Consider the following 25,597-nt stretch of genomic DNA (forward strand, 5'->3'; position numbering starts at 1 on the left):
CTCATTCTCTCCTGGCGCGGTGGCTCTAGTTCTTCTTTTGCCACCGTTCTCATCTTTGGTTAGTCTAAACTACAGTAACAAATAGTAGTGAGATTAGCGTGGGCCAAGACTTTGCAGGTGACGAGAAACCGGGTTTCTGCGACAAATTTCTGTTGAGTACGAAAAATACACTCAGAAACCCGGTTTCTGAGATTAGCGTGCGCTCTAATTCCTGTCGTTGGGTGGCGATAAACCGGATTTTTTCACCTAATACCCTGACTGTCATGGCATATTTTGGTTAAAAAACCCGGTGTTAAATGAATGAAAAATGCAACTGCCAATTTTCCATTCATTCTCAATTTTTATGCTTTCGGCTCAACCCAAACCGTCATTCCCTCAACCCTCAAACCTTTGCCACGAGTGCCGCAATATTGACCGTTAGCAGTAACAGGAGTATCGCCCACATTCTGGATGTGAGCCGTATAAAATACGTCGTATTTATCAGCTTGCGGCCCTGTCAGGCGGGCGGCAAATCCCTCAATGCGCTTGGCTTTGCCCCGGAAACCGGCCAACTCCCCTTCTGAGATCCAAGCAGTATCGCCAACTCCTTCAACGTGAGCCATGTACTGCAAATTTAAACCGGCAACGGGAGGCTCTATTTTAATTTGAAATCCTTCCACGCGGCGGCCTTGAGCTTTAGTACCCGCATATTCTCGATCGCTAAAAGTTCGATCGCCAATTCCTTGAATGTGCGCCAACACTTTTAAACCCACAGGCGCCACTGTTTGGGAACTCGCAGACTGCGCGATCCAAACTTTGATGCCCTCTATTCTCAAAGCTTTGCCACGAGTGCCGCAATATTCGCCGTTGGAGGACACGTCGGTGTCGCCGATATTCTGAATGTGAGCGCTATAAAATACGTCGTACTTATCAGCTTGCGGCCCGCTCAACCGCACCGCAAATCCCTCAATTCGTTTCGCTTGACCCCGAAAACCTGCTAATTCTCCTTCGCTAAGCCAAGGAGTATCGCCAACACCTTCGACGTGAGCCATGTACTCGACATTTAAGCCGGGAATTGGCGGATCGATATTAATCGCAAATCCTTCGACGCGCCGCCCTTGACCCTTAGAACCCGCGTATTCTTGAGAACCGAAAGTTCGATCGCCAATTCCCTGAATGTGCACCAAAACTTTGATTCCCAAACCGCCCTCTACAGGAGCTTGTTGAATATTCCGGGGTGCCCCAAAAACAATGTTCCCGGAACCGGTTGTCTGAAGAGACTTAGGTACTTCCACGCTGGGAACAATAATTACCTCGTGCATCGGGGCAGAAGGTGCGGGGGATTCCAAAATCTGGATCTGTGGCGCAACTGTAACTTGTTTCGGTGCCACATTTCCTGACGGGATGACAATCACTTCTGGCAAAGGTTCGGCGCTGATTTTTTGTTCTGGCGCTGCTTTAAATGCGGGTTCGACTTTTGCAGGTGCTGCTTTTACCATCTCAGCAATGGTTAATTTGCCTCTGGAAATGGCTACGGCTATTTGTTTGCCAAAAGCGGCGCTGACTGTTTCTTCGAGAATGACCCACTGTTCGTCATCTAATTTGTCTTGCTGTTCCACCAGGGCGAGCACTGCTGAAACTGGGTGTTTGCCGCTGACTAAGGATTCTGCGTCAGAATGCAGTTGAGTTGGGGTTGATTCGGAAATCGCGCGTTGCAGTTCGCGGGCTTTGGCATGAACTGATTGTAAGGGTGCGAAGTCGCTTTGTTCGCGGTGGGCGATCGCCAATACTCGATCGATCACTTTCAATGCTGCATCACGAATTTCTGCTTTACCTTCAGAAGCTGCGGCAGTCTCGACTAAGTTTTGAATGTCTTTGAGGGAAGCAATTTCCCCCGGTGCGATCGCGGATTTGTTGAGTTCGAGAGCTTGTTTTTGGACTGCGGCAAAGTTGCGGCTGTAGGCTGCTACTTCCTGCAGCAAGCTGTCAGAAGGAGGAAGGCCGGACTCTTGCAGTTGTTTTGCTGCCATTAACAGGCGATCGGCCAAATTAGCATAAGTTTCCGATAGTCGGGCTATTTGTTGTAGCAAATCTTTATGAGCTAGTTCCATATGTCTTGCCGTAAATATTTAACTTGCTGATTATAGACGTTGAGCGTCTTCTGAAGGTAGAAGGCAGTAGTCATCAGTCATTAGTCTCTGGGAAAAAGAAAAATGCTCCCCCTCTCCGACTCCTCTACTCGGACACTCTGCGACTCCCCCACCCATACACCCGGACACTCTCCGACTCCCCACTCTCCGACTCATCCTTTGGCATCCCCCGCGTGATCGCCGTCACAACCGTGCAAATACTTAGTCACACTCTGCGACTCCGGCTGTCACGAGTGGCCCGTAACAATGTCACACCTATCGAGCAATAGCCGTCACTGCTGATTCTGTGAAAACAGTTGATACTTAGGCTTGAACCAATAAAATCCCGAAGTGTTATGGTACTAATTCGCGACCTCGCCCAGCAAGCTCTGGCTCTAGGCTATCTAACCCTTGAAGCCGAAAATCAACTGCGGCGGATGTTAACTACCACTCAGTATGACTTGGAAGACTTAAATGCTTTTATGGCTTTGCAACTAGCCGCTATGTCCGGAGGAGTGAAACAAGAGTCTCGCGAGCTAAAAAAGTTTGAAATCTTTGGCGAGACGGCTTCCGAAACTTCTTGTTAGTAATTAGTTGGCTTTTGATTCGTTAAAATTTAGTAAGGGACATTTCTACTGTGCAGGTTCGTGAAGTTGTAAAACAAGCTATTGCCGCTGGATATCTGAGTTTGGAAGCCGAAAATGAAATGCAGAAGATTTTTTCCTCAGCCAAGTGCGATTTGGAAGATTTGAATGCTTTTATGAGCTTGCAATTAGCTGCGATGGCTGGTCGGGTGAGGCAAGAGTCTTTGGAATTAATAAAAATGCCAAATTTTGCGGATAGAAATTAATTTTTTATACAATTATCTAGCAATATAAGTATTAATTTTTTGCCTAAATAAACGCGGAAAAGCTATAATTATTTGGATGACTTCTCTACTAATTAAATAAAAAAATATTGGTATTTTGGTTCAATGGATATTGAGCAAATTAAATAAAATTGAAATAAATATTAAAATGAATATTTAAGTGGAGAGTGAGGACTTGACTCGTCAAAGGTCAGGCTTGGATGACTAGACCTGTCAAGGTGTAGTCAAAGTGTTTGCTTCGTAACAGTTGAGCATTCTGCTTGAAAAATTATGTAAGCTGTTGCGGCATTTAAATTATGTGTCAAAAAACAATCAAACTCTTGTGGGATGGGCTTATCGCCCGCCCCGAATATATAATTTAAATGCGCGACAGCTTATGATCAATGATTAACTGGAGTTGGCATGAAACAGCTAATATTATTTCCCCTCCATCGACCGCAATAAAATTAGTTAGTAGTGAGGACTGTAACCCTCATAAAGCTCGCTCGTGCTTCCGCTGTTACTACAAAAGTAATAAGGGTTATAATACCCGCTTTTATATCATCACTGAGACTATTTCCTACGACTCCGACGCTCTAACTCTTTAATTACTCTCAGAACAAACAGCGACATTAAAGCGCCAATTAATGCTAGTTGCCACAACCCGCATCCGGCAGCAGTTCCTAAAGCTGCTGACACCCAAATAGCGGCGGCAGATGTGAGTCCGTGAACTTCAACTTTACCTCTTTCCTGGTGATTTTGCCGCAGGATTTCTCCGCCTCCCAAAAACCCAATCCCGGCAGCAATGCCTTGAATTACCCGCGCTACAGCATCTCCTCCGTTTTCATTTTTCCCCATTGCTAGCGGCATTAAAACAAACAGTGCACAACCCATGCTAACTAGCATATGAGTTCTCAATCCCGCTGGTTTGTTTCTGAGTTGGCGCTCCCATCCAATAATTCCGCCAACAAACATGGCTAGGCACAACCTTAACAGTATGCCTAGCCAATGATCGGGAGACCACAAGTTAGCGATCGACAATGTTTTACTGCAAATAATTAATCCGAAGATTCCAATATTAGCGGAGTACGATGTCCGATCGCAATCTCACTGCCAAATCTTGTTCCGGGCGAATCACGAGCACGTCAACGCTGCGCCGCCCCAACAATACTCCAGCTAAAGCGCCGATCCCAACGCCTCCCAATACTTCTTCAGTCGCGATCGCTTTGTCGCCGGTAATGCCTGCGAGTGCGGCTGCGGCTGCTGCACCCAAGGCTGCACCTTGGGCTACTGAACCTGTGCCAGCACCTTTTTGGACTCTTTCGGTTCGGGTAATAATTCCTGAATTTCCGTCAATCCGATAGCGTTGGCGGCGGCTGATAATTAACTCTCTGGCAACAAATTGAGTACCACTTTGATTGCCTCTTCTGACAGGTTGCAGTGCCCCGACTATCTGGCTGCCTCTGGGGATTAATACTCTGCCTTGAGGTGTGCGGATGTCTTGCGCTACAGTTAAAGTTAAAGGTGCAGTTTCTTCGCGGGTGACAACTATTTTGTCTTTTTCATAGCTAACTGGAATTACACTGCCCGACGGAATTCGGATGCTATCAAATTGGGAAATTCGTTGTTGAGCTTCTGCGGGAGTAGCTACCACCAGCGGCGCGCTGGTTCCAACGGTAATGCCCAGTGCGAGGACTGCTGCTGTTGCTGAACGCCATTTTTGAGAAGTAATCATATAAATTGTCTCCTTGCTTCGGTTTTTGTTTACTTAGGAACGCACTACTGCTAAATTTGTTTCTTGTTTCGCATTCATCTGATGTTTTGATTATGGCAGGCTGGAATTCTACCAGTTGGGAAGATAAGGTTGATAATCCAGAAGTTGAAAATTTGGAAAAATTGAGAAAATCCGCAAGACAGGGGCGATCGGGAAGATAAGGAAGATAGTCAACAGTCAACAATCAACAGTCAACAGTCAACAATTAATTGTTGAGAGCGTTTAAGGCTAATAATCCAGCACCGAAAGCTGGTTCGTATCGGGGCGAAATAACCTGAGCTTTTGGGGCGATCGCACTTATGGCTGCTTCAAACCGACCTCGGCAATTTGCCTCTCCACCCCACACACCTCCTACAATCACAATTTCAAATTCTTCTGTTTGGTTAAATAGCGCTGAAATGGCTATTTTGGTTGAATAGGTTAATTCTGCTACAGCATTATTGATAATGCTGTCAGCGACTCGATCGCCCTCTGCTGCGGCTCGATCGACAATCGGCGCTAAAGCTGCAATTTCTTTGACTCCCCAACCGCGCCCGTAAACAACTTCTACTAATTCTTCTAGGTTATTGAGGCCTAAATGCGTTTGAAGTTTTTCCGCAAGCGTGGTAAAGTCTTCGCGTCCGTCATAGAACTTCAAAGCAGCTTGCAAACCCTGAAGGGCGATGTTATATCCGCTGCCTTCATCGCCTAAAATATATCCCCAACCGCCGACTCGTTTAGTTTTCCCTTGACGATTTTGCCCGAAAACAATGGAACCGGTTCCTGAAATAACGGCGATACCCACTGGATGACCTGTACCGCCAGCAAGTGCGATCGCGCAGTCGCTGCAAATTACGATATTCCTGGGCAGGAACGATCTGGTTACTGGTAAAGTATTCGTCAACTGCAAGTTCTGCACTACAAATTGCACTATTTCACGATCTTTGGGACGCCCAACTCCTGCTAGTCCCAGACCAATTGCTTCTATGTTGAGATTGCTATTCGTCTCGATTTTAGCGGACAGAACTGCTCGTTCGATCGCCAATTGGATGGATTGTTTTGCTGTCTCAATTCCCAGGGTTTGATAATTTGACGGCCCTGCTTCACCCCGTCCTAAAACAAGGTGGTTGTCATCCATTAAAAGGCAGATAGTTTTAGTGCCGCCACCGTCGATGCCGAATACGTAGCTCATGAATAATTTAGAGAATAATAGAGCAACCCAGATTAACAGAGATATCTCTATTCTACGCTTTGTACAATCCGATTAAATCGACAGAGCAATGCTAATAATAATTAAACCTAATAATGCTAACCAAACCAGATGGCGCTGACACCAATTTTTGATTGATTGCATCCAGCCGCCGCTGATGTAACGGCTCGTCTGTGGTACAAGCGGCTCAGCTTGATTGTGATAAAGCGTGCATTCTTTTGCAAAGGGACGCTGCGGGTAGTTGCAAGTGTCGTCTGCATGATAAATACAGGTAGTGCACAGAAATTCTTCGGGTTTTGATCTATAAAGAGGGATACCCGGATGACCGAAAGCTTTGAGGGGGATTTTGCAGTGTGGACAGGCGAGCGCTTGGGCGTCTACAGTTTGGTGACAGCGGGGGCAATCAGGCATAGACAGCAGGGTGATGGGGTAATGTGGTGGGTAGGCTCATTAGCGGGTTTTCCGAACGCCGAGAATGCGCGATCGGCTCGCCATCAGGCGGCTGGATGCTCCAAAATAGAAAGGTAGTTGTGCGCTGATGTAACTTTAAGTTTACAGATGGTTTCGCAGCGACAGCAGGCGACCTGAGCCGATCGGGTATGAAAGGGCAAACATTAGGAAAAATCTATGGATAACAATAGCAACTTACTCAAACAACTGGTAATGCTGGGCATTGGTACTACCTCCCTGGTGGCAGAGAAATTGCAGGAAGTAAGCGAGCAATGGGTCAAAGATGGCAAAATCAATCCTGAGCAAGCCAAAACCTTTGTCGATGACATGACGGAGCATATCAAGTCTGAACAGGGCAATTGGGAGACGCAGTTGCAGCGGCAACTACGGAATATGCTGCAAGATATGGGAGTTCCCCGACAGTCCGAAATGGATGAGTTGCGGGGAAGGCTCGATCGTTTGGAACGTCAGATGCGGGATTTAGAAAACCGTAACTGGCGCTGAGTTCGATCCTCTTCTGCAAGCTTCGCTAACGCCCGGGAGAAGTTCGCTGCTATCTTGTGATAAGATTGTCACCCGAAGGCAGAAGGCTAAAAAAAGGCACTTATGTAGAAGCCATTTATGTAGAATAACAAACATTTTGACTTCATACTTTGGCCTGGAAAATTATCTGGTACCTGCCGTTGTTTGGTGGAAAAGTTCAGATAAAATTTGGTAGTTCTTGTTGTACTAGATGTCTTAGATATCTGAGATATCGCGGTTAAAAGTATTAGGAGGATTAATTTTGCGAGGAGTTCTAGTCAGCTTGGGAGTAATGCTGGTTTGCTTTTTGTTTTTGATAGTCGCTCAAATGGGCGGTTCTGGGTCCCAAGCAGTTGCAGCCGAATTGAACAATCTTTTACCCGAGACTGCTATTGAGGAGTTGTCAGCGCAGTCTTTGAATGAAAATAGCTTGCTAGTAGCTGATGCTACTTTACCAGAGGTACCAGCTACTATCGCTGGCAATGACATGACTGATAATACTGAGAAAACTGTCACCACAGATTCCGGTCTGAAATATGTTGAATTAAAAGAGGGTAATGGGGCGACTCCAAAAACCGGGCAGAAGGTGGTGGTGCACTACACTGGAACTTTGGAGGATGGCACGAAGTTTGACAGTTCGCGCGATCGCAATTCTCCTTTTGAGTTCAACATTGGCGTGGGTCAAGTAATTAAGGGTTGGGATGAAGGTGTCGGTACGATGAAAGTTGGAGACCGCCGCCAGTTGATTATTCCCCCTGAACTCGGTTACGGTGCTCGCGGTGCGGGCGGGGTGATTCCTCCTAATGCTACGCTGATTTTTGATGTGGAATTGTTGAGAATCGCTGGCTAGGTAGCTCAATCTAATTCAACGTAAAACTTTTACGGTGTTTAGAAACCCGGTTTTTTTTAAGAAACCGGGTTTCTGTGTATGTTCTGGTTGATTTACGATCGCTTCGGAGATGCGAGATTGCGAAAGCAGGTATATTGGGCGTCAAATAATAGTTTGATGATTCCTGTGGGCCCGTTTCTGTGTTTGGTAATAATTACTTCTGCAATTCCGCGATCGGGCGAATCAGGGTTATAGTATTCATCGCGGTAGAGCATAATTACTAAATCCGCGTCTTGCTCGATACTATTATGAGCGTACAATCCTTGTGTAACAAAGTTTTCAACTTTCTCTACCGTTAGATCGTAAACCATTTCTTCGCCGATGAAATCAATTTTTTTTATTTTATCCCAATAGATATCGCTAACAGCAATTTTCAGGATTTCTTCAGATTCTAGAAGAGTAGCTAACTGCATAGCTCGTTCTCTACTGATATCACATTGATAGGAACTGTCGCCACAATAGCGCACGCCCAAACCGGCTTGAATTTGTTTAGTTGTTAAACCCAAACGTTCTCTGGCCATATTAACTTGGGTTCGCCAAACTTGGTTGGGAATTAAATCTCGGTTGGTATTAGCCCGTCCAGAATTTTCTAGAGATATTTTGACCGCCGCTAAACTTTCTTGTTTATAATTGCCAACCGCACCAATCCGATGTACAAATTTTTCTAGATTTGGCTTCCCACCTACCCATACTTGATATTGAGTTCGTCCTTTATTTTCTTGGAAAACGGATTTCAAAGACGCATTAATATTTAATTTTAATAATAACGATCGAACTCCCCGCGCTAGTTTTTCGCTACTAGATCCATAGTAAACACTGGGATAGTGGGAATTGTCTTTACTCGTGCGAATACAACCATCCGTGGCCCATAGGTGTCGAAGGAAAAGAGCGATCGATTCTTGCGGTTGGGTAAATACTAAACTGGGAATAAATTTTTCATAGGAACGTAAACCAAATATTTCTAATTGTTCGAGCCATTTAGTAATCTGATTTTTGATATTGGGAGCGAGACTATAACTAGCGGGGAGATAAACTTGATACCAATCGTGTTCCTGTTTAATGCGGGGATTAATTTTATCACCAAATACTTCTCTAGCCAAATGTGCAACTAATTCAGCTAAATCTAATTCTCGCGTCGTGTACTGAATGGTATGTCGGGGTAAAGTACAACCATCACCAATTAAATGTCCTAGTAAAGCTAATTCAGCATTACCCATCGTCTGCACTTCAGTACAAGGAATTGAGCGAGGTGTAGCAATTCGATCGCCTATTTTTAATTCATCTAAACGCTTCCAACCATCTGATGTAAAGAACTTATGATTGCCTGTTGCTATAATCGAATTTCCCAAGCAAGTCGTCATCTCCCACACGGGCTTGACTCCCGTACAAAAAGCATTAGTCACCATCGCTTTCTCCTGTTTCAGGGTATCTGAATTTAATCCCCAAACAGCAAAGCCAGATTTGCCGACTAAATCACGGATCGGGACTTCTAATCCACTATCCGCCAGGGTAACTAAACTATCGCCACCAAGACATCCACTTTCTCTCAAATCTGACATCATCGGTCGCTTGTTTGTCCTCGCTTCCACACCCCGACTCAACTGAGATAAGGCAATAATCGGCACGTTGAGTTCGCGGGCTAAACCTTTAAGACTTCTGGTAATTCGAGATAATTCTTGGACGCGGTTGTCGCTGGTACCTTCCATTAATTGCAGGTAATCTAGCAAAACTAATCCTAGGGTTCCGCCTTGTTCTGCTTGGAGGCGGCGGACTTTCGATCGTATTTCTGTGACGGTAATATTGGGAGTATCGTCAATAAATAGTGGCAGTTCTGATAAATTGCCAATGGCTGTACTGATGGGTTCCCATTCGTTTTGACTGATTCTACCCGATCGCAACCTGTTACTTTCTATTTTGGCTTCGCTGGACAGGATACGCTGCACTAGCTGTTCTTTCGACATTTCTAAGCTGAAAACGGCAACTGGCAATTTCTGCTGTCCGGCGGCGATGTGGTGGGCGATATTGGTACAAAAAGCCGTTTTGCCCATCGCCGGTCTAGCAGCAACGATGATTAAATCCGATCGCTGAAAGCCTCCTGTCATAGCATCTAAGTCATAGAAACCGCAGGGAATACCGGGAAGTGTCAGGCCTTCATTGCGATTTTCTAGGTCTTGAAATGTTTGGTTTAGTGTTTCGCCGATCGATACTAAATCTTGTTGCGGACGTTCTTGAGTTATGCTGAAAATTTCTTGTTCGGCGCGGTCTAAGACTGTTTCTAGTGGTGTTGCCGTCTCGTAACCTAGTTGTACTATGTTGTTGCCAGCTTCGATTAATTTGCGGCGCTGATATTTGTCTTCAACTAAAACTGCATATTGGTCGATGTTGACTGCGGAAACTGTGCGATCGACTAATTGTGCTAATTTAGTTAGTCCTCCTACTTGCTCTAACTGGTTGCGGTCAGTTAGCGCCGTTGTTACCGTCATTAAATCGGTAGGTTGACCCTGTAAAAATAGCCCTAATGCCGATCGATAAATGACTTGATGAGCGGTGATGGCAAAAAACTCCGGTCGCAGCAGTTCGGCAATTCGGGAAATAGCTTCGGGGTCAATTAAAATCCCGCCCAAAATTGCTTCTTCTGCCTCTATATTTGTCGGCATCAAATCGCTCATTAGTCAATATTTCTCAGTCATTAGTTATTACTTGCCAGTTATTAGTCGTCTGTTCTCAATCTGTCAGGAAGGCGTTACTCACTTCGCAAGTTAGCAGTGCTTAGTTGTTAGCTAATGACTAATGACTAACAACTAATGACTGATGACTGACGACTGATAACTCTTAATTACATCGGAACAACTTGAATATCAACTTCGGCGGTAACTTCTGCGTGTAGTTTGATTTCAGCTTTGTATGTACCAGTTTGGCGAATTTCGGGTAGGGTGATGCCGCGCCGATCGACTTCTTGACTGGTAGAGTTGAAAATCAGTTCTGCTACTTCTTGGTTGGTAACAGTACCAAAAATCGCGTCTGCTTCGCCAACTTGCTTGGAGATGATGAAAGGCCCAGCCGATTGGAGGGCGGTTTTGCGGACTTCAGCTTGCTGCTTGAGCTCTAGCTGGCGCAGTCTTTCTTCTTCACGGCGGCGCTCTGCTTGCTTGAGAATGCCGGGAGTGGCTCTAAATCCCATTCCTTGGGGTACTAGGTAGTTGCGGGCGTAGCCTGGGGCTACTTCTACTACGTCGCCAGCTTTGCCGAGTTTGCTGACATCTTTATTTAAAACTAATTGGACGCGCTTGGCCATGATCGTGGATTGTGGGGTTTTAACTGCAACTTTTTATAATAGCGAAGTTTGAGGGGCGATCGCAAGGAAGTTCGGCAACGGATTTGGTAGCGGATGTAACGGATGTAACGGATGTAACGGATTTGAGATTCGAGGTTCGAGATTCCAGGTTCGAGGGAAGAAACAGGGATAATATTTTTAACGGGCAAATTCAGTTTGAAATTACGCAAAACGGGGGTGCTGTAATGAGCCAAATCAACTACAGTGCAATGTCTTACCGAGAACTCAGGGTTTATTTTCAAGGCGCTGGGCGACGATCGATCGCGCTACAGTAGTAACTAACTGGGTCGAATTGATCGGCTTGGCTAAGTGTTGATCAAATCCGGCTTGTAAAACTTGACGCTCGTTCCCTTCTCCAGCATAGGCGGTTAAGGCGATCGCCAACAACTGCCGATACTCAGGCGCAAGCTGAGTGCGGATGCGATTTATCAACATATACCCGTCCATCTGGGGCATTCCAATGTCGCTGACGAGCAAATCCGGTGCAGTTTGTTCTATCGACTCTAGCGCCTCAGCAGCAGATGACAGAGAAATCACCTCTGCACCCGCTTCCTCAAGCACAAAAGCGACAAAATCTCGCGAGTCGAGTTCATCATCTACCACCAAAATTCTCAACCCAGCTAGCGGCAAGGATGACATATCGGGACAAGCAGCCCCATGACATTCTTCGTCCTCCTGCCTTCTAGAATCATCATTTAATAGCGGTAATCTCACCGTAAACGTCGCTCCTTGACCTTCTCCTGCGCTTTCTGCAAACACCGTTCCGCCGTGAAGTTCGATCAGTTGGCGAACGATCGCCAATCCCAATCCCAAGCCGCCAAATTTGCGAGTTGTTGCGCCGTCTTCTTGTCGGAAATGGTCAAAAACATAAGGCAAGAAATCAGGAAGAATGCCTTTACCAGTGTCTATGACTTGAATTTGAGCTTGGCGTGCGATTTGCACTAATCGAACTTCTACTCGACCGCCTTCGGGCGTAAATTTCACAGCATTTGATAACAAATTCCACACAATTTGTTGCAAGCGACTTGTATCGCCGAGAACTTGCCCGACATCGGGATTTAAAATTGTTTGAATTTGAATTTTTTTAGCTTCGGCTGCTAATTGCACGGTTTCCACAGCAGACGGAATAATGGTTGCCAGATTCATCGGAGCAACATTCAATCTGAGTTTTCCTTGCAGAATCCGAGACACGTCAAGCAAATCTTCGATTAATTGAGATTGCAGTCTGGCGTTGCGCTCGATCGTCTCAAAAGCCTTGGCACTTTGACTCGCGTTCAGTTTGCCACCGACGAGAAGTTGCGACCAGCCTAAAATCGGATTCAGGGGCGATCGCAACTCGTGAGAAAGCACAGCCAGAAACTCGTCTTTAATGCGGTTAGCTCGCTCGGCTTCCGTGCGGGCAGTTTGTTCTAATTGGAGAACTATATCACGCTCGGTTTCCACTTGTTTGCGTTCTGTAATGTCGATTACAGAGCCGATATAACCCTCAAATTGTCCGCTTTCGGAAAATCTGGGAGCTGCAGCATCTATCGCCCAAGAATATCCGCCATCCTTGCGCCCGACGCGATATTCCACGCTGTACCGTTCCTGGCGTTCCTTGGCGGTCAAAAATGCCTTCTTTACCTGTTCTCGGTCTTCTGGATGCAGCGCGTTTATCCAACCCAATCCCAAACCTGTTTCCTCAGTTTGACCTGTGAATTCATACCAGGTTTCGCTCAAGAAAGTGCAATAGCCTGTGGAGTCTGTTACCCAGACCATAAAAGGAGCGTTGTTAGCCATAGTGCGGAATCGTTCTTCGCTTTCTTGCAGCGCTGCTTCTGCTTGTTTGCGTTCTGTGATATCCCGACAGACAATCACTCCGCCTTTGATTTCGTTGCTAGTATCAACTACTGGATAACCGCTGATACTGATCCAGCGACCTTCGGAATCTTCGCGGCGCACAAATACCTCTACATCATTGACATATTCACCTTTGATTGCTCGGACTAGAGGTAGTTCAGCGGCGGGGAAGAGGGTTTTTTTATCTGCCAAAAATAGTCCGTAAGTGCTCGACCATTCCTCACAAGATTTTTCATTCGATAGCTGACCGAATACCCCCACTGCGGCTTGGTTAAACAACACAAACTCCCCTTGTTGATTTGCCAAAATTAAACCATCGCCAATGCTGTCAATGATGACTTGCAGTAACTTAGTTTGTTCTTGCATGGCGACTTCTGCTCGTTTGCGATTTGTGATTTCGCTAGAGATGCCAATCAGGCCGATGACTTCTCCCGCTTGATTGCGGTATGGAGCTTTCATTACCAGAAATGTCCGAATGCCATCGTGAGATTCTTCGAGGACTTCTGTTTGTCCAGACTCCATAATGCGCCGATCGTTTTCCGTGACTGTGACTGCAAGTTCTGTTACTGGGTATAAATCGATATCGCGACCACCAATTACTTCAGAAGCAGATTTGCCCATTATTTCCAGCGTGGCTGGATTTGCATAAATAATCTGTCCTTCTCGATTTTTGACAAAAATTGGCGTGGGGGCTGACTCGTTAATTACGTTCAAAATCGCATTCTTTTGGCGCAGTTCTTCTTCAGTGCGTTTGCGATCGCTAATATCGCTCCAATAAACGGTAAGTCCTTCGGCTGCAGGATAGGCGCTCACTTCTATATAGATCTGGAGCGAAGGCGAGAACTCTTCAAACTTGACAGAAACTTGTTCGGAAACAACTCGATGAAATTCTTGATATGCCCTTGAATTGGATTCTTTCTCGGCAGGGAATACCTCCCAGATTGATCGACCTAGTAAGTCGTTTCTGGATCGAGAAAGCAGTTTTTCTGCTGTGGCATTAACGTAGGTATAGCGCCATTGTGCATCGATCGCCATAAAGGCATCGGTAATACTTTCTAGAATATTGCTGATTTGCTGGGAGGTCGCTTGCACCGCGATTTCAGCGTTTTTGCGCTCGGTGATGATTTCGCAAAAAATCAGGATGCCGCCAATCTCATTGGTGTTGGTTCGCCAAGGGTGAATTTCCCACTGCACCCAGTCGATCGAGCCATCAGGGCGGGGAAACTGATCTTCTTTGCAGATTTCGACTGATCCCGCCAGACAGCGTTGGTGGATTTGTTTGAAACGATCGGGCAAATTGGGAAAGATGTCGTAGTGTGATCGACCCACAATGTTTCGATCGCCGAGCCCGTAACTTGATAGCCAGCGGTCGCTCACCAGCATATACCGCATCTGGCGGTCAAACATCGCCACCCCCGCAGGCGAATGTTTAACGAACAGCCGCAGTTGTTCTTCCTGTTGCCGCAGCCGATTCTCCGACTGTTTGCGATCGCTGATTTCTTTGAAAAGTAAGGCGACTTTTCGGCTGTGTGGCTCAGGAGTGCGGAACGCCAAAACCTCGAACCAGCGGTTCATGACTTCCGAGCCGTGCTCGAAGCGCAAGGACTCCCCCGTCAGCGCGACTTTGCCGTACATCTCAAACCAATAATCTTCGAGAGCCGGAACGAGCTGCCGCGCCGTTTTACCCGCAGGTTGTTCGAGTCCGGTTTGTTTCAAGAAGGCCGGATTGACTTCCAAAAAGCGGTAATCGATCGGCTTTTCGTTGGCGTCAAACAGCATTTCGATGACGCAAAAACCTTCGTCTAGGGACTCAAACAAAGTGCGATAGCGTTCCTCGGAACGGCGCAAAGCAGCAATAGCTTGTTTGCGCTCGCTAATATCCATAAAGGCTGCCACACAGCCACGAACTGCGCCTTGTTCGTCAAATAACGGCACCGCATTCACCAACCAATCAAAGGCCACTCCGTCCTCGCGCACCATTTGAATTTCCATATCTCGCACTGGGACGCCGGAAGCCACGGCCAGTTGCATGGGGAGTTGTTCTCCCGGAATTTCTTCTCCGTTGCGGAGTCGCCTAAACGGAAGGACTGCCGCTTGCTCTCCGGTTCCCGAAACATTGGTATCGGCCGGCACTTGCAACATCGACAGGGCAAACCGATTAGCGCGAATTACTTTACACTGTGGGTCGTCTGCGATCGTAATACCGACGGGTACAGCATCAAGTATCGATTCGAGTTCATTGACTCGTCGCTCTAATTCTTGGTTGAGCCGTTCAATTTCTTTTTTGGTAGCTTTGCGATCGGTAATTTCATGCACCGTCACATTCACTCCCAGGACGCGCTCGTCCTCGGCTTTCAGGGGATAAAGACTCAATAGCCAATCCTGTTCGACTCCCGGCTGTGCTGAGTTCGTCCTGCGAATTTCGAGCTGTTTGAGTGGAACTTTAGTTTCAATAACTTTTCGGTAAAGTGGCTCTAAATCATCTGCCATTTCTGGCAAGATTTCGCGCAATGTTTTGCCGATATGAGCAGCGGCTGGCACTCCGTTAATTTCTGCTAGCCAATCGTTGATGCGGACAAAGCGCAACTCAGTATCGAGGAAGCAAAGTCCGATCGGCGCACTAGCATAAATCGCCTCAATTTCTGCTAGTTGCTGGTGTGCCGTTTGCGCTTGTTGAATAAAAATAGCCTGAGGCGCTTTCTCCTCGGTCACATCTTGAAAATAAACGGCCAGCCCCGATGGGATCGGATAGGCTCGTACCGCATACCAAGCATTGAGTGGCGGATAAAAAGATTCAAAACTAACGGTAACTTGGAAGGTGGCGGCGTGGCGATATTCCTGTTCAAACAAACTGCCCACAGCTTCGGGAAACTCTTCCCAAATGCTGTTGCCAATCAAATCTTTCGAGGGTCGATTTAGCCACCGCGCTGCTTGCGAATTGAGGTAGGTAAATCGCCAGTCTCGATCCAAAGCAAAGAACCCGTCCGAAATACTTTCGAGGGTGTCTGACAGTTGTGGCGCGGGCGCGTTACAGACTGGTTCGGGCTGAGGTTGAGCGATCTCCGTGAAGGTTGTAACTACCGCATAGGGAGTCGATCGATCTCCCTGAAATAAAGGTTGAGAATTGAGCGTCAACCAAATCAATTCTCCCTGTGGCCGATAAAAGCCCATGATGACATTTGAGCATGGTTGCCCGGTTTGCAGCGCCACCATCGCCGGATGTGTTTCACCAGGAAAATCCGAGCCATCTTCACGCAGAGTCTGCCAGCGACTGTTGATTGAAGTGCATAAGAGCATCTGTTCTGCTGTCATCCCCAACAGCTCCTGGGCGTGAGAATTGCACCCGTGAATGCTACCATCTGCCAATTGCAGAACCATCCCGACATCTGTGGGCAAAGGCGCGACTGGGTAGAACGCTTTGTTAGAATCCGTTGAAACAGAGGGGTCGATTTTTGCTTGGGGTTCAGTATTGCGTGGGTTTTGCATCGGTTTCTAACAACGCTCATTTTACTTTTGGCAAAGCAAATCGCGTTCAATAATAGGGAAATAACCAGAGGAACTTTTGACTTGAGCAGGGTGACACTTCAAACCTAAGATGGATGTCGATCGTTCTGCGGTAATATCGATATCTAGACAATTTATTTTATCGTAGAGTCCCACGTCTGAACCAGTTGCGGGATTCAGCACAGGCGACGGGGAATTTTCTGGCTGTTTCAAATGCTAGGTCAGTCCCTCTCATTATTTTTCGGGTTGCTGCATATTACCCATGGCTGGTACTCGTTTTCGGGTGCGAACAGATGGCACTTGCACACAGATAAATAAGTAGATGAAGCTTGAAAGTACATAACCCCTCTCTCGCAGCGAGTGAAACTAAGCAATCGCTCTTGTTCTGCCCGCCTTACATTCTGTTACATAGTAAACTTTATTTGCGCCTACCTACTTAGAAACCCCGTTTCTTGGTGTAAATCTAACCGGAAATTTAGGCAAGATAATGTTCGTCTCAACGGTAAACGGGCGATCGTATTTACCTCAATACAGGGTCGCCTGCTTCCTCCAGTCCCAACGTTTGTGTCACGTTTGCCGTTCATCTCACAAACTTAATCCTATGCACATATTCACAGCCGCCGATCGCACCTATATTCTGGGGTTAGCAGCACTTCTCAAGTCTCTAGATCTAAATGTTAGCGAATCTGGGGAGGAGCAGGTCAAAATTACCGTTGTATCTACCAGGATATATTCACCGCAAAAGGAACAGTTACAGAATTGCTGCAAATACCAGATTGAATGGCAAGAATTGCAATCTAATTACGACCAACTTCTTTCGGTATCTGGTTCTAAACTGCCTTACGTTAAATTGGAGCCACGAAAATATACTAAAGAAACAAAAAAGCTGATTTGGCTCGACAGCGATACGATCGTTATGGGCAGCTTAAAGCCGCTGTGGAACCTAGATTTTCAAACTCTGCCGATAGCAGCCGCAGCAAACACTTGGGGAAATCCCAACAATTATCAAGCTCGAAACCCTTATTTCAATAGTGGTGTTTTAGTTTACAACATGAAGCTTTGGGAGGAAGAGCAACTGTCGGAAAAGTTGCTCCAAAATGCTAGAACCCACGTTTGGGGCGATCGCGATCAAGGTGCATTAAATTCAGTTTTAGTGGGAAGGTGGAAGCAACTAGACCAAATATGGAACAACCACAAGACTGATGATATGTCAAGTAAAGTGATGCACTTTATGTCAAGACCGAAACCGTGGGAAAGCTCCGCCCCTAATCAATTATGGCTTGATATGTTGTCTCAGACACCGTTTAAGGACGAACTGGAAAAAATTCCAAATAAGTTGAAGGGGCTATCGAGCTTTCACGTAAAATACACAAGACTTGACAGGTGGTTGAGCGAACCGATACTCAAGTTTAAGAGCTACCTGAAAAAACAAAAACGTTAAGGTCAATAGATTTTAGATTTTAGACTTTAGATTAAAAAATTGAAACATTGACCCCACGGATGAATCCGGGGGCTTGTATCCTGGATGCTTTGGGTCAAAATTGGTCTTTCATGCCGCGCAATCGAGCGAAGGTTTGCACTGGATCGGAGGTGTTGGCGGCTGATTGGATGTTGGGAAAATCCCAGCGCAAAAATGGGTTTGTCCTTTTTTCTAGGCCGATCGATGATGGTATTGTAGGTTGCGATCGACTGCGCGCTTCCTTGACTTCGGCGAAGCGCTGCTGTAAATCGGGATTGTCGCCATCCACTCTCAAGGCAAATTGCAGGTTGTTCAGCGTGTATTCGTGGGCGCACCAGACTCTCGTACGATCGGGCAAATTTCGCAGTTGCCCCAGAGAGGCTAACATTTGGGCGGGAGTGCCTTCTTTGAGCCGGCCACAGCCTCCAGCAAATAAGGTGTCGCCGCAAAACAACTCGCCGGTTTCGCTGGGATTGCTGGGGGGGAAATAGTAGGCGATGTGAGCTTTTGTGTGGCCGGGTAGGAAGAAGACTTCGGCGGTTCTGTTGGCGAAAGAAACTCGATCGCCCGCTTGTAAAAACACTTGCTGTCCGGGTATTCTGCCTCGGTCTTCTGCGCCACCGTAAACTTTAATATGGGGAAAGCGATCGATCAGTTCCTGATTGCCACCTATGTGGTCGCGGTGGTGGTGGGTATTGAAAATTGCGGTTAATTCGGCTCCGAGTGCTTGGAGTTGCTCTAATACTGGCTGCGATCGTGCTGGATCGACGACGGCTGCTGTGTGGCGATCGGGGTCGTGCAGCAAGAAAATGTAATTGTCGGACAGTACCGGAAGCCGATAAACCTGCATAGAAAAGTGCCTCTCTAGGAAAAATATTATATAATTAAGTTAGTTCTGAACCCTATCCGAAGGCTGATTGCAGATTTATTAAGTCCGCGTATCTATCTTGGGAAGTAAAACTCTGATACGTTATTTCTGCTGTTGAGCAAAGTGATTTAAGGTCGGGTACGCACGATTTTTGGGTCAATAAGTGCAATCGGCTTTAATTATTTTAGCATACAAGCGATCAAATAAATGCGAACATCTCACAACAAATCGAACTTAACAATTTCTCAAAAAGTCGATCGGATTGTAGCCTCTGGCAAGATCAGTCGCAGGGAACACTTAGTTTTGACTTCGGCTATCCTATCAGATGATAAAATTTCAGAAGAGGATCGACATCAGATTAATCGGATATTTGATTATATCCAAATTGGTCGCCTCAAGTTTATCGATTGAACAGAAAGACTTGCTCCCTCAGCATCGGTCTGGAGTTTAAAAAGCATTTTTTAGGAGTGCGATCGTCCCGTCGGGCACAGCAAAGCCTAGATATTTAGCTTGAATTCTCCCGCTGACGCCGAGTGTGAAAGCCTCAGATGTGGAAGTCTCAAATTAACAAGGCTCTTGGCAATCCCAGGTACAAAAACAGGCAGAATAAAATGAGTGCAGACAAACCAACTATTTTGGTGACGGGCGGAGCGGGATATATTGGCTCTCACGCGGTATTAGCGCTGAAAAACGCCGGTTACGGTGTGGTGATTTTGGATAATTTAGTTTACGGTCACAGAGATATAGTAGATCAGGCTTTGCAGGTGGAGTTAGTAGTTGGCGACACGAACGATCGCACTCTTTTAGACAACTTGTTTGCTACGCACAAGATTGATGCTGTAATGCACTTTTCTGCTTACGCTTACGTGGGCGAATCTGTTACCGATCCCGCTAAATATTATCGTAACAATGTCATCGGCACTATTACCCTTTTGGAAGCAATGATCGCTGCTGGGGTGAAGAAATTTGTATTTTCTTCTACTTGCGCGACTTACGGTGTACCGCACAAAATTCCGCTCACAGAAGACCACCCACAAAATCCGATCAATCCCTACGGTGCTACTAAGTTAATGGTAGAAAGGATTTTGTCGGATTTTGACGCTGCGTACGATTTCAAGTCTGTTTGTTTCCGCTATTTTAACGCGGCTGGGGCCGATCCTAACGGGTTGTTAGGAGAGGATCACAATCCAGAAACTCACCTGATCCCACTGGTGTTGTTCGCGGCTTTGGGTAAACGAGATTCGATCGCGATTTTTGGCACGGATTACGATACTCATGACGGTACTTGCATTCGGGATTACATTCACGTTAACGATTTGGCATCGGCTCACATTTTGGGATTAGAATATTTGTTAAATGGTGGCAAATCTGATTTCTTTAATTTGGGCAATGGTGGCGGCTTTTCGGTGAAAGAGGTGATAGAAACGGCTCGCCAAGTGACGGGAAAAGAGATTAAGGCTGTTGAGTGCGATCGGCGTCCGGGCGACCCGCCTGCTTTGGTTGGCAGCAGCAAAAAGGCGATCGAAACCTTGGGCTGGTCTCCAGAATATCCAGACATCAAGAATATTATATCCCATGCTTGGCAGTGGCATCAAAAGCGTCACAGTTAGCATAAACTCAAATAAAAAAAGTGCAAAAATAGAGTCTTAAATAATGTTAAACAGTCACAAAGATTTTTGTTTTTGCACCTTAGCTTTTGGGAAAAAGTATCGCGAATTAGCCAAACAACTAGCAGCAGACTTAGAAACTCATTCTCTAGGGACGATGCTAGTTGTTTGTACTGACAACCCAAATGACTTTCAGGATTTGACGAATGTTTTCGCCTTTAAAAAAACTCGCGAAGGTGTAGATTATTGTTATAATGATAAACGATTTGCACTAAAAAAAGCCTTAGAATTATGCCGAGTGACAATTTTTGTGGATGCAGATACAAGAATCATAGGAAAAGTGCCGGAGAGAGAATGGATGCCAGGAATTACTTGTAAAGGGTTTATTCCCATTCTAGAACATCCACCAAATCAATCACTGCCGGGGAGAAAAGAGGCAATTCATAAATTAGCAAAAAAGCTAGAAATCCCATTAAAAAATGTAAGTTTTGTTCCAGAAAATTTGTTCGTAATTGCGAGAGACAATGGGAAAGAAATTCAGTTTATTCAAGAATGGGGAAAGATTGGAAGATTTTTTGAAGTGCAAAAAGTCAAAACAAAAGACGGTAATCCCATTGGGTTAGCAACTGCTAAAGTTGGGTGGAATATTCGTAATGACGGGTGGCAGGAACTCGCTCAAATTAGGGAGCATTCTTTGGCTCATTGGGACTGGCAAAAAAATCAAGTAAGAACCTTTTGGGATAAGGTTTGGGATAAATTGCAGTTTGAGCATTGGCAATATCTCTATCGGTTATTAAAAACACAGTTAATTGCCTTATTAAATTTCAATTTTTACTATCGTTAGAGAAAAGATATGGATAGAGGATTTATCACCATTTTAATTGGATTGTAATCATTTCAAGACTGCATACATTTTCTAGCTTCAGTCAGGAAGTTTCACCGCGAAATAATTATTATTTTAATAGATAGAGTCCCTCGATTTTTATATCCCTTACTTTTGGTGTTGGGAAATGTGAGATTGCAGGCCGCACCGAAACCCGAAAATCCTGTTTTAGCATCGCGACAAGCTAAGCTGGCTTTGTATCAACAATCTCCTTTTGAGAAAACTATTTATCTGGACTGCGATATTTGTTTGCTATCGCCAATATTATGAAGTTTTTGACTATCTTGATGAAGTAGATTTGCTGATAACAGAAGACGGGCAGCCTGCGATTGCTAAAGCGGAAAATTTATTAAGAGTTAAGCAGGATATTCTGTCAACTTTGCAGTCTGTCGGGTTGCCGCTAAATGCAAATAGCATTCAATACAATGGCGGATTTATCGCTTTTACGAAAAGCAGTAAAACTCAGGAATTGTTTAGACACTTTAAGAAATATTTCGATAGGGTAGTGGCGCATCAAAATGTGCTAATCTTGAAAGATTCAAGGCGCTTTTGCGGCGGCTGTTGAATCAGTGAAACCGAAAATGACAACTTTGTCCACCGTTTACAACTACTTGGATAAGTGGAAAGATGTTTATACGATCGACAAACCGATTAAAGTAATGCACTGCACTTATCCTTACCGCCCTCAGTACGCGAAGAACGTGACGCGCTCGCTCTTTACTAGAATAGTCGATCGCACGGCTACAATATTTTTACCAAATCAACTTAACAATCCCTGGCGTTTAAAATAATTAAAGTTTGTTGGCAAACTGCATCAAAAACAACAAAATTCAGCCCAAAATAAAAAAAATTAGCCTCAACATACCCGAAAATTTACCTAGAAGAATTATTGCTGGCTGGAATAACAGTCTTGGGTGCATCACTGGTTTGTTTTTACCAAAAGACGCGTTGCTGCCCTTTGCCCTGGTTAAAAACCCGGTTGCTTTGGTCGGGAGTGCGTGAGTCCGAATCGCCTTGACAAAAGCTCGGTTAAGCAGGAAAATTAAAAAAATGTTTTAAACAAAATACTCAGTGAAAGTTTCATTAGTAGTGAGCGATTTGTCAGGAGGAGGTGCAATTCGTGCTTTTTTATTAGCTCAAGTCTTGATAGAGCTTAAATGTGATGTAGAAGTTGTTGGATTTCAGTTTGGCAAGGAATTGTACGCTACTCCTCCCAGAGAAATCCCGGTATGTGCGATACCGGGTAAAAATTATCCGGGGTTTTTGATGGATGCTCAAAAACTTTGGAAAAAAATAGATGGGGATATTATTTATGCAGTCAAACCTAAACCTACAAGCTTTGGGTTATCACTGCTAAAAAAACTGGCAAATCGCCACTTTATAATTTTAGATATAGACGACTGGGAACTGAGCTGGTACGGCGGAGATGAATGGAAATACCGTCCCTCTTTTAAACAACTTTATCGAGATATTTTTAAACACAACGGTCAATTAAGAGAACCAGATAATCCGCTCTATCTCAAGTGGATGGAAAGTCTAATTCACCGTGCTGATGCAGTCACCATTGATACTGAGTTTTTAAAACAGCGTTTTGGTGGTGTATATTTGCCTAATGGTAAGGATACTGCAATGTTCGACCCTGCTAAATACAATCCTGAATTGAGCAGACAGCGTTACGGCTTGTCCGGGTATAGAGTTCTGATGTTTCCGGGGGCACCGCGACCTCATAAAGGCGTGGAGGATGTTTTGATGGCCCTCGAACTGTTAAATGAGCCGGATTTAAAATTAGCGATCGTCGGCGGCAGTCCTTATGATGATTATGATGATAAACTTGTGAAACAATGGGGGCGTTGGATTATTAAACTGCCAAGGTTTCCAGTGGAGACGATGCCGTCCGTTGTAGCGGCGGCTCATGTTGTCGTTGTTCCTCAGCGAGAAACTCTCGCAGCCGTGGCTCAGTTTCCGCTCAAGCTGACAGATGGTATGGCAATGGCTAAGCCTGTTTTGTCTACGCGAGTGGGGGATATTCCAGCAATTTTAGGGGGAACGGGTTATTTAGTCGATCCGAGTTCTCCCGCTCAAATTTCACAAAAAATTCAATGGATATTTCAAAATTTGACAGCGGCTAATTTACAAGGAATGAAAGCTCGGAAAAGATGTGTGAAAAAATATAGTATTCAAGCAATGAAACCGATACTTTCAGAGATAATCGCAGGTATGTAAATGTTATTTTAAAACTACTCAAGGGAGGAAGAAAAGCTGGCTGTTATTAAAGAATATTTTGAGATGCCGTACTGTTTAGCTGGGAATGCTTCATGTCTGCCAATAAGCTACTCCTAAAATTTGCCAGACGATATCCCGGCAGGATTTTCTTAACTGTGATGCTGGGCTTTTCTGGCGCTTTATTCAACGGTATCAGCACTACTCTGATTGTACCAGTGCTTTTAAGTTTTTTAGAGGAAACTATCGAGCTGCGTGGTGCTCCACCTCTAATTAAAACTTTGATGTATCCTTTTGAGGGAATGCCCGGAAATCAGCGTTTAATGTTGATGACAGGGGCGATTGTGCTGGCAATTTTTTTTAAAAATGTTGCGAGTTATATCAATACTTTAGTAGCTACTTCTCTGACGCGATCTCTGACTTTTGATTTGCGAGAAGCAGGTTTGCGTTTGTTGTTAGAAGTAGATTTAGATTTTTACTCTAAAACTAAAGTCGGGGATTTAATTAATAGATTGGGCGGAGAGATTGGTCGGACCGCTAGTGCAGTTGGTACGGCCATCGGAATGTTTACTACCTCAATCACGGTTTTGGTTTTTGTGGGTTTGCTACTTTCTATCTCGTGGAAACTGACGGTGACAGCTACAGTTTTGCTGTCGTTAGTTGCTTGGACAAATCAATATATTATTAACCGTTCCAAGCATTTTGGTCACCTGCTTTCTGAAATGTCGAAAGATTATTCGGTTAGGGTACTGGAAACGATTAGTGGGATTCGGCTGGTCAAGTCAACGGGGAACGAGGAAAGAGAGTATCAGCGGATCAAGCATTTAATTCAAAGGCGAGAACAAGCGGATTTTCAGGCTCAGGTAAATTATGCCGCGATCGCCCCAATTAACGAAGTTGTTAATTTGATAGTTATAATTTTGATTGTATTTATAGGTCGCACAATATTTGCGAATGAGATAGAGTCTATTGCTACAATTTTATTAACCTATTTATTGGTACTATTTCGATTAATCCCTTTGATTTCACAGTTGAATAGCGGCCGCAGTCAATTTGCTAATACGTCGGCTAGTGTAGAGGTGGTTAATGATTTTTTGAGCTGCGAGGACAAGCCATTTATGCTGAACGGTTCTGTGCCTTACACTCATTTGCGATCGGGAATTCATTTTAATAAAATATCTTTTAGTTATCCTAACCACAAAAATTTAGTTTTGCAAGGAATTGATTTATTTCTACCTCATGGCACTACTTTGGCTTTGGTAGGAACTTCGGGTTCTGGTAAGTCAACTTTGGCAGACTTACTGCCGAGATTTTACGATCCTACTGAAGGTAATATCTCGATCGATGGCAGGGATTTGCGCGAATTTGACTTGAAAAGTCTGAGACAAGCGATGGGTATTGTTAGCCAAGATACGTTTTTGTTTAATGCTTCAGTGCGCGAAAATATTGCTTATGCTAGACCCCAAGCGACTGAGGAAGAAATTGTGGAAGCGGCGAAGGGGGCGAATGCTTATGAGTTTATCCAACTGTTGCCGGAGGGGTTGGATACTCAAATTGGCGATCGGGGGGTGATATTATCGGGAGGGCAGCGTCAGAGAATTTCAATTGCTAGAGCCCTGCTGCAAAACCCGGAAATCTTAATTTTAGATGAGGCAACGAGTTCGCTGGATACGGTTTCGGAAAGGTACGTGCAAGCGGCGATCGAGAAATTGAGTTGCGATCGCACAACGTTGGTAATCGCCCACCGCCTCTCCACAGTCCAAAAAGCCAACAAAATCGCCGTGATCGATCGCGGGCAAGTAGTAGAAATGGGTTCCCACGAAGAATTGCTAGCAAAAGGAGGTTACTACACTCGCTTGTATTCAGTGCAATTTGCCGAAGAAACCGCTCGCGATGAAGCTCTCATTAGAGGTTCTTACGAAATTCGCACTCGCCTGACTCCCATGATAGCTTACCTCAAAATGCTAGTAGATGAAATGGTAGACTCTCCCGAAGAAAGAGACGAGTTAATCAGAGAATCATTTCACTCTGCTGCTAATATTTTCACTACTTTAGAATTTATAGAAAATACTATTAAGCGTCAGGCTGTTAAAAAGTAGTCAGA

At 45.1% G+C, this 25,597-nt stretch carries 23 protein-coding genes; 13 read left to right on the forward strand and 10 right to left on the reverse strand.

Annotated elements, in window-relative coordinates; translation table 11 throughout:
- Positions 1-341: 341 nt before the first annotated feature.
- Entirely contained in the window at positions 342-2,090 is a 1,749-nt protein-coding gene (locus QUA10_RS16055; RefSeq protein ID WP_333085420.1) for a hypothetical protein, read from the reverse strand.
- Between the two features lie 374 nt (positions 2,091-2,464).
- On the opposite strand from QUA10_RS16055, the gene QUA10_RS16060 reads away from it, so the two are divergent.
- Positions 2,465-2,695, forward strand: a complete 231-nt coding sequence (locus QUA10_RS16060) for a hypothetical protein (protein ID WP_242723336.1) — start codon at positions 2,465-2,467, stop codon at positions 2,693-2,695.
- Between the two features lie 50 nt (positions 2,696-2,745).
- Positions 2,746-2,958 (forward strand): hypothetical protein, encoded by a 213-nt coding sequence (locus QUA10_RS16065; RefSeq protein WP_333085419.1) that lies wholly within the window; start codon positions 2,746-2,748, stop codon positions 2,956-2,958.
- 570 nt (positions 2,959-3,528) lie between these two features.
- On the opposite strand, the gene QUA10_RS16070 is transcribed toward QUA10_RS16065, so the two are convergent.
- The 4 genes from QUA10_RS16070 to QUA10_RS16085 all read right to left on the reverse strand — a co-directional run bounded on the left by QUA10_RS16070 (position 3,529) and on the right by QUA10_RS16085 (position 6,329).
- The gene (locus QUA10_RS16070; RefSeq protein WP_333085418.1) at positions 3,529-3,930 is read right to left on the reverse strand and encodes an MgtC/SapB family protein; all 402 of its coding nucleotides are present in this window, start codon (positions 3,928-3,930) and stop codon (positions 3,529-3,531) included.
- A 103-nt stretch (positions 3,931-4,033) separates the two neighbouring features.
- Positions 4,034-4,690, reverse strand: coding sequence for a hypothetical protein (locus QUA10_RS16075; protein ID WP_333085417.1), 657 nt, complete (start codon positions 4,688-4,690; stop codon positions 4,034-4,036).
- 244 nt (positions 4,691-4,934) lie between these two features.
- Complete coding sequence (locus QUA10_RS16080; protein ID WP_333085416.1) at positions 4,935-5,900, reverse strand: BadF/BadG/BcrA/BcrD ATPase family protein; 966 nt, start codon at positions 5,898-5,900, stop codon at positions 4,935-4,937.
- A 72-nt stretch (positions 5,901-5,972) separates the two neighbouring features.
- Positions 5,973-6,329 (reverse strand): zinc ribbon domain-containing protein, encoded by a 357-nt coding sequence (locus QUA10_RS16085; RefSeq protein WP_333085415.1) that lies wholly within the window; start codon positions 6,327-6,329, stop codon positions 5,973-5,975.
- On the opposite strand from QUA10_RS16085, the gene QUA10_RS16090 reads away from it, so the two are divergent.
- The 3 genes from QUA10_RS16090 (at position 6,240) to QUA10_RS16100 (ending at position 7,740) form a co-directional block, all read left to right on the forward strand.
- Positions 6,240-6,446: a hypothetical protein gene (locus tag QUA10_RS16090; protein WP_333085421.1), complete on the forward strand. Its 207-nt coding sequence runs from the start codon at positions 6,240-6,242 to the stop codon at positions 6,444-6,446. The genes QUA10_RS16085 and QUA10_RS16090 overlap by 90 nt on opposite strands.
- Before the next feature lie 99 nt (positions 6,447-6,545).
- Positions 6,546-6,872 carry a phasin family protein gene (locus QUA10_RS16095; RefSeq protein ID WP_333053835.1) on the forward strand — a complete coding sequence of 109 codons (327 nt, stop codon included), beginning with the start codon at positions 6,546-6,548 and terminating at the stop codon, positions 6,870-6,872.
- Between the two features lie 280 nt (positions 6,873-7,152).
- Positions 7,153-7,740 carry an FKBP-type peptidyl-prolyl cis-trans isomerase gene (locus QUA10_RS16100; RefSeq protein ID WP_333085414.1) on the forward strand — a complete coding sequence of 196 codons (588 nt, stop codon included), beginning with the start codon at positions 7,153-7,155 and terminating at the stop codon, positions 7,738-7,740.
- A gap of 92 nt (positions 7,741-7,832) precedes the next feature.
- Here the strand turns inward: QUA10_RS16100 and QUA10_RS16105 are convergent, their stop codons facing one another.
- The 4 genes from QUA10_RS16105 to QUA10_RS16120 all read right to left on the reverse strand — a co-directional run bounded on the left by QUA10_RS16105 (position 7,833) and on the right by QUA10_RS16120 (position 16,669).
- Positions 7,833-10,448 carry a replicative DNA helicase gene (locus QUA10_RS16105; protein WP_333085413.1) on the reverse strand — a complete coding sequence of 872 codons (2,616 nt, stop codon included), beginning with the start codon at positions 10,446-10,448 and terminating at the stop codon, positions 7,833-7,835.
- A 167-nt stretch (positions 10,449-10,615) separates the two neighbouring features.
- Complete coding sequence (rplI, locus tag QUA10_RS16110; protein WP_006634794.1) at positions 10,616-11,074, reverse strand: 50S ribosomal protein L9; 459 nt, start codon at positions 11,072-11,074, stop codon at positions 10,616-10,618.
- Between the two features lie 264 nt (positions 11,075-11,338).
- Positions 11,339-16,438, reverse strand: a complete 5,100-nt coding sequence (locus tag QUA10_RS16115; protein ID WP_333085412.1) for a PAS domain-containing protein — start codon at positions 16,436-16,438, stop codon at positions 11,339-11,341.
- 21 nt (positions 16,439-16,459) lie between these two features.
- The gene (locus tag QUA10_RS16120) at positions 16,460-16,669 is read right to left on the reverse strand and encodes a hypothetical protein (protein ID WP_333085411.1); all 210 of its coding nucleotides are present in this window, start codon (positions 16,667-16,669) and stop codon (positions 16,460-16,462) included.
- A gap of 388 nt (positions 16,670-17,057) precedes the next feature.
- Here QUA10_RS16120 and QUA10_RS16125 point away from each other — a divergent pair, with 388 nt between their 5' ends.
- On the forward strand, positions 17,058-17,897 hold the full coding sequence (locus QUA10_RS16125) for a glycosyltransferase (protein WP_333085410.1): 840 nt from the start codon (positions 17,058-17,060) through the stop codon (positions 17,895-17,897).
- Positions 17,898-17,991: 94 nt separating this feature from the next.
- On the opposite strand, the gene gloB is transcribed toward QUA10_RS16125, so the two are convergent.
- The gene (gene gloB / locus QUA10_RS16130) at positions 17,992-18,765 is read right to left on the reverse strand and encodes a hydroxyacylglutathione hydrolase (protein WP_333085408.1); all 774 of its coding nucleotides are present in this window, start codon (positions 18,763-18,765) and stop codon (positions 17,992-17,994) included.
- 629 nt (positions 18,766-19,394) lie between these two features.
- Here gloB and galE point away from each other — a divergent pair.
- The 7 genes from galE to QUA10_RS16165 all read left to right on the forward strand — a co-directional run bounded on the left by galE (position 19,395) and on the right by QUA10_RS16165 (position 25,592).
- A complete protein-coding gene (gene galE / locus QUA10_RS16135) occupies positions 19,395-20,393 on the forward strand; it encodes a UDP-glucose 4-epimerase GalE (protein WP_333085407.1) in 999 nt (332 codons plus the stop codon).
- Between the two features lie 154 nt (positions 20,394-20,547).
- Positions 20,548-21,234 (forward strand): hypothetical protein, encoded by a 687-nt coding sequence (locus QUA10_RS16140; protein WP_333086306.1) that lies wholly within the window; start codon positions 20,548-20,550, stop codon positions 21,232-21,234.
- 253 nt (positions 21,235-21,487) lie between these two features.
- The gene (locus QUA10_RS16145) at positions 21,488-21,838 is read left to right on the forward strand and encodes a hypothetical protein (RefSeq protein ID WP_333085405.1); all 351 of its coding nucleotides are present in this window, start codon (positions 21,488-21,490) and stop codon (positions 21,836-21,838) included.
- A 16-nt stretch (positions 21,839-21,854) separates the two neighbouring features.
- Entirely contained in the window at positions 21,855-22,064 is a 210-nt protein-coding gene (locus tag QUA10_RS16150; RefSeq protein WP_333086307.1) for a hypothetical protein, read from the forward strand.
- Between the two features lie 10 nt (positions 22,065-22,074).
- Complete coding sequence (locus QUA10_RS16155; protein ID WP_333086308.1) at positions 22,075-22,275, forward strand: hypothetical protein; 201 nt, start codon at positions 22,075-22,077, stop codon at positions 22,273-22,275.
- Positions 22,276-22,344: 69 nt separating this feature from the next.
- The gene (locus QUA10_RS16160) at positions 22,345-23,496 is read left to right on the forward strand and encodes a glycosyltransferase family 4 protein (protein ID WP_333084847.1); all 1,152 of its coding nucleotides are present in this window, start codon (positions 22,345-22,347) and stop codon (positions 23,494-23,496) included.
- 92 nt (positions 23,497-23,588) lie between these two features.
- Complete coding sequence (locus tag QUA10_RS16165; protein WP_333084846.1) at positions 23,589-25,592, forward strand: ABC transporter ATP-binding protein; 2,004 nt, start codon at positions 23,589-23,591, stop codon at positions 25,590-25,592.
- The last annotated feature ends 5 nt before the right edge of the window (positions 25,593-25,597 follow it).

Origin of the sequence: Microcoleus sp. Pol8_D6 (assembly GCF_036700965.1) — a bacterium.
Lineage (GTDB): Bacteria > Cyanobacteriota > Cyanobacteriia > Cyanobacteriales > Microcoleaceae > Microcoleus.

Bases quoted from the DNA above. Each gene is read 5' to 3' on its own strand.
- QUA10_RS16055 (WP_333085420.1), bottom strand. From the start codon at position 2,090: ATGGAACTAGCTCATAAAGATTTGCTACAACAAATAGCCCGACTATCG.
- QUA10_RS16125 (WP_333085410.1), top strand. From the start codon at position 17,058: ATGCACATATTCACAGCCGCCGATCGCACCTATATTCTGGGGTTAGCA.
- QUA10_RS16105 (WP_333085413.1), bottom strand. From the start codon at position 10,448: ATGAGCGATTTGATGCCGACAAATATAGAGGCAGAAGAAGCAATTTTG.
- gloB (WP_333085408.1), bottom strand. From the start codon at position 18,765: ATGCAGGTTTATCGGCTTCCGGTACTGTCCGACAATTACATTTTCTTG.
- QUA10_RS16085 (WP_333085415.1), bottom strand. From the start codon at position 6,329: ATGCCTGATTGCCCCCGCTGTCACCAAACTGTAGACGCCCAAGCGCTC.
- QUA10_RS16150 (WP_333086307.1), top strand. From the start codon at position 21,855: ATGACAACTTTGTCCACCGTTTACAACTACTTGGATAAGTGGAAAGAT.
- QUA10_RS16080 (WP_333085416.1), bottom strand. From the start codon at position 5,900: ATGAGCTACGTATTCGGCATCGACGGTGGCGGCACTAAAACTATCTGC.
- rplI (WP_006634794.1), bottom strand. From the start codon at position 11,074: ATGGCCAAGCGCGTCCAATTAGTTTTAAATAAAGATGTCAGCAAACTC.
- QUA10_RS16165 (WP_333084846.1), top strand. From the start codon at position 23,589: ATGTCTGCCAATAAGCTACTCCTAAAATTTGCCAGACGATATCCCGGC.
- QUA10_RS16070 (WP_333085418.1), bottom strand. From the start codon at position 3,930: ATGTTTGTTGGCGGAATTATTGGATGGGAGCGCCAACTCAGAAACAAA.
- QUA10_RS16090 (WP_333085421.1), top strand. From the start codon at position 6,240: ATGACCGAAAGCTTTGAGGGGGATTTTGCAGTGTGGACAGGCGAGCGC.
- galE (WP_333085407.1), top strand. From the start codon at position 19,395: ATGAGTGCAGACAAACCAACTATTTTGGTGACGGGCGGAGCGGGATAT.
- QUA10_RS16140 (WP_333086306.1), top strand. From the start codon at position 20,548: ATGCTAGTTGTTTGTACTGACAACCCAAATGACTTTCAGGATTTGACG.
- QUA10_RS16075 (WP_333085417.1), bottom strand. From the start codon at position 4,690: ATGATTACTTCTCAAAAATGGCGTTCAGCAACAGCAGCAGTCCTCGCA.
- QUA10_RS16095 (WP_333053835.1), top strand. From the start codon at position 6,546: ATGGATAACAATAGCAACTTACTCAAACAACTGGTAATGCTGGGCATT.
- QUA10_RS16115 (WP_333085412.1), bottom strand. From the start codon at position 16,438: ATGCAAAACCCACGCAATACTGAACCCCAAGCAAAAATCGACCCCTCT.
- QUA10_RS16060 (WP_242723336.1), top strand. From the start codon at position 2,465: ATGGTACTAATTCGCGACCTCGCCCAGCAAGCTCTGGCTCTAGGCTAT.